The 3234-nt window shown below is 40.2% G+C and carries 4 protein-coding genes and 1 pseudogene; 4 read left to right on the top strand and 1 reads right to left on the bottom strand.

The annotated features are described in order from the left end of the window. Positions 1-435 (top strand): ABC transporter substrate-binding protein (locus QUB35_RS38695; protein ID WP_333148341.1); only part of this gene is annotated, 435 nt, incomplete at its 5' end. A 213-nt stretch (positions 436-648) separates the two neighbouring features. Next, entirely contained in the window at positions 649-978 is a 330-nt protein-coding gene (locus tag QUB35_RS38690; protein WP_333148339.1) for a DUF6444 domain-containing protein, read from the top strand. Here the strand turns inward: QUB35_RS38690 and QUB35_RS38685 are convergent. Next, a pseudogene (locus tag QUB35_RS38685) lies at positions 968-2332 on the bottom strand (IS4 family transposase). The gene QUB35_RS38690 and the pseudogene QUB35_RS38685 overlap by 11 nt on opposite strands. 108 nt (positions 2333-2440) lie before the next feature. Between QUB35_RS38685 and QUB35_RS38680 the strand changes: the two are divergent. Both QUB35_RS38680 and QUB35_RS38675 read left to right on the top strand, forming a co-directional pair. Beyond that, positions 2441-2722, top strand: coding sequence for a hypothetical protein (locus QUB35_RS38680; protein ID WP_333148337.1), 282 nt, complete (start codon positions 2441-2443; stop codon positions 2720-2722). Between the two features lie 57 nt (positions 2723-2779). Continuing rightward, positions 2780-2944: a hypothetical protein gene (locus QUB35_RS38675; protein ID WP_333148335.1), complete on the top strand. Its 165-nt coding sequence runs from the start codon at positions 2780-2782 to the stop codon at positions 2942-2944. Positions 2945-3234: the final 290 nt, after the last annotated feature.

The raw sequence follows: 3234 nt of genomic DNA, 5'->3' as shown, positions 1-3234 counted from the left end.
GTGTTCCAAGATACGGGTGGAGATGAACAAGGGGCGATCAATGCCTTCAATACTCTGATCAATCAGGATAAGGTGGTAGGTCTTGTGGGCCCAACTCTCTCCCAGCAGGCTTTTAGTGCCGATCCGATCGCCGATCGAGCAAAAGTTCCCGTACTCGGCCCCTCCAACACCGCTAAAGGCATTCCCCAGATTGGCGATTATGTGGCCCGAGTCTCCGCGCCTGTGGCCGTGGTAGCACCTAACGCAGTTAAAGCTGCACTGAAGCAAAATCCCAATATTAAGAAAGTAGCGGTGTTTTTTGCTCAGAATGATGCTTTTAGCAAATCTGAGACTAGACCTCTTGCAAAAATATTTTATGATATAATTAAAGATTTGGAATTTTTCAAAATGTCTGTCCAAATAAGTTCCCAAAGCTCAAAAATCTTGTGGCTTTGAATAACCAAGAAACATTCAGATGATAAAATATTTGCGTTCTTCTATTTGAGGTGAATATTATCAATGTTATACGAACAAGCCAAAACTCTTAAAAGTAGCCAATTTAAAAGACGGTTTGGGGTGTCTCCAAAAACCTTTAACCAAATGGTAGAAGGTAAGGATTCAGGTAAAAATAGTTCCGCAGAGAGCCGAACAATATGGTAATGTAGTCAGATGAGCGAAAAGTCAGAGTTATCAGCAGCACTAAAATTAGAAATGGTTGACCAGTTGAGCCACCAGGAGCTGGTCAAAATTGTGCTCACCCAACAGAAGCTGATTGAAAAATTACAACTCCAGCTCGAAAAGCTCCAAGAGAGACAGCCTAGCAATAGCAAAACATCATCGAAACCCCCATCAAGCGATCTGATACAGAAATCAGAGACAGCCGCTTTTGACAACTCAAAAGAGTCAGAGTCCGAGCATTACTCACAAGTTAAGCTAAAAGCACTATTGTCAATGAGTAATTTTACTCATTTTTTACCTGTTGACCCAATTAAAATATGACTCCATTTGTTCCTTTATTATTGAAAAAAAATTGTTCGGGACTTCTTTGAGTTCCAGGGAAAGGAGAAATAATTAGCCTGACATGAGGTTTTCGTCGTCGCTTAACAATCCCTAAATCTTGATTTTTTGCGTCGGCAAAATACTTAACTAGGTCAGAAGCTAATCCTTTTTGATAGGCCACAGAAAAATGATACATCCCTCGATAAATCATTTAAGAGTGAAACACGTTCAATTGGCACTCCTAATTCATCCGCAACGGCATCTCCCAAGTCTACCAAAACCGCATAAAATAGCCAAGTAGCCCAGATTTGAAGCTGGATTCCGTTGGACGAACCTGTCCATAAATAACTTAAATTTAGGAGTCTCTTTACTGTACAAAATGCCGATTCAATTCGCCAGCGTCTTTGATATAAATCGGCTACTACATAGGGTGGCAATATTTCGGGATTTTGGACACTTGTCAGATAAGAACGCCAGGAATTTTTCGAGCAAATTTGTACTAATTTTATAGTCAAAACAGGCGTTTTTTTTGTCCCTGCACCTATCTGAATTATTTGGTCTTTGACATCATAAGTATTGGTTAATACCCGCTTGACTTGATAAGATGCACCTTTCTTAATCCGAGTAATAAATCCAATTTCTTTCTCGATTAATTTTGACCAAAAAGCGAAGTGATAGAAGCCTCTATCTAATAACAGCAAGGTTTTTGGCTTAACTTTTTTTAGTAAATCCTCTTCCCAATGACTATCTGCTTGTTTCGGATTTTCCCAAAACCAAATTTCTTCGGGAAGATGAGTTACTAGGTCTATGATTACTCCCATTTTCCCGGATAATTGACCACTAGGAACATCTGATAAACTTTCTAGTTTACAAAATAATGCTTCTAATGTTGAGCCGTCAGCTATCCAGATATTTTCAAAGTTTTTTAAGGCAAATTGTACGCTATGTGGTAATGGTCTCGATTTTCTCATCAACCATTTTTGTCGAAAATGAGGTAGTAATTCTTTAAATACTTTTTCAAATAAAATTGATGGAAAAGTTAAAAATCTCGCTCGACAATGCTTGTTGACTAATTTCAGACGGCTCACACCATAAAAATCCTTCTCTATTTAATAATCTAGTTAATTCTGTTACTCCTGCTACATTTCGCCATAATAAACTGGCGGATTGCTGCCATCATTAATGGTAGTGTTAGAATTCTATCTCTTAAATTTAGTTGGCGATAAAAAGTTTTTTGGGCCGCCATTGCCGGAATTAATAAATCTTCCAGGTGATTCGCAATCGCTTCATTTTCTACTTGGGGACTATTTTTTTTCTTTGCATGATCTCGGTTGATTCGTTTTTTGCTATTCATAACTGGTTTAATTATGGCTCAACTGCTTGTCCGGTCAAGGTTTCATCCTATTTTACCTTTTTTTGTCTACCCCCTTGACAATTTGCACTTTTTCTTAACTTGTCACAAATGGAGTCCGAGCCAAAGCGCAAACCAGGAGGACAGCCGGGACATATCGGCAAAACCCGAAAAGGATTTGGGCGAGTAGATAGATATCAAATCAGCACTCCTGACTCTTGCGAGCATTGTGGTAGCAAAGAATTAAGTGATGCGATCGGTTATAGCAAGCAGCAGGTAGCCTGCTTAGTTGCCTTACCTATTGAAGTGGTGGAATATCGACGAGTCAAATGTCAATGTCATGAATGTGGAGCAATAGTAATCGGCTCACCAGCATCCGGGATAGTTCCTTGACTTGACTTAAGCATCAACCTACAAGCATTATTGAGCTGGTTAGGTAATTATGGGCATATGTCCTATGAAAAACAACAAGAATTTCTGCACGAACTAGGTGGAATTGAAATTGGGATCGGGACATTACAAGCAACAAATGCGCGGGTAGCTGATGCTGTCAAACCCGCCGTTGAAGCCTTATGGCAATGGGCACCATTACAAGCTTTCCGTCCATCTCGATGAAACTCCGTGGTGTGTCAAGGGAGTCAAAGAATGGTTGACCGACAGCTACGGGTCAAGATTTTTGCCTGTTTCATGCTGCGGATACTCAGAGTAGAGCCGAATTAGAGACGATGCTGGGGCATGAATTTGCGCTCAGTGTTGAGTTCCGATGATTTTAGCGTATATAACGGTGTGATCGTGGGAGCGCAGCAGAAATGTTTAGCCCATTTACGGCAATACTTCGGACAGTTTTTAAGCAGCGAGAGTACCATAGGATAGGACTGACGGAAGGTTAGGGTGATTTAAAATTA

Source organism: Microcoleus sp. B13-B6, from assembly GCF_036705405.1.
In the GTDB taxonomy this organism is placed as follows: domain Bacteria; phylum Cyanobacteriota; class Cyanobacteriia; order Cyanobacteriales; family Microcoleaceae; genus Microcoleus.
Note: the sequence above shows the minus strand (reverse complement) of the source record. Positions and strands in the feature narration are given on the sequence as shown.

Excerpts from the sequence above, each read along its gene's own strand:
- QUB35_RS38680 (WP_333148337.1), top strand. The coding sequence starts at position 2,441 with ATGGAGTCCGAGCCAAAGCGCAAACCAGGAGGACAGCCGGGACATATC.
- QUB35_RS38675 (WP_333148335.1), top strand. The coding sequence starts at position 2,780 with ATGTCCTATGAAAAACAACAAGAATTTCTGCACGAACTAGGTGGAATT.
- QUB35_RS38690 (WP_333148339.1), top strand. The coding sequence starts at position 649 with ATGAGCGAAAAGTCAGAGTTATCAGCAGCACTAAAATTAGAAATGGTT.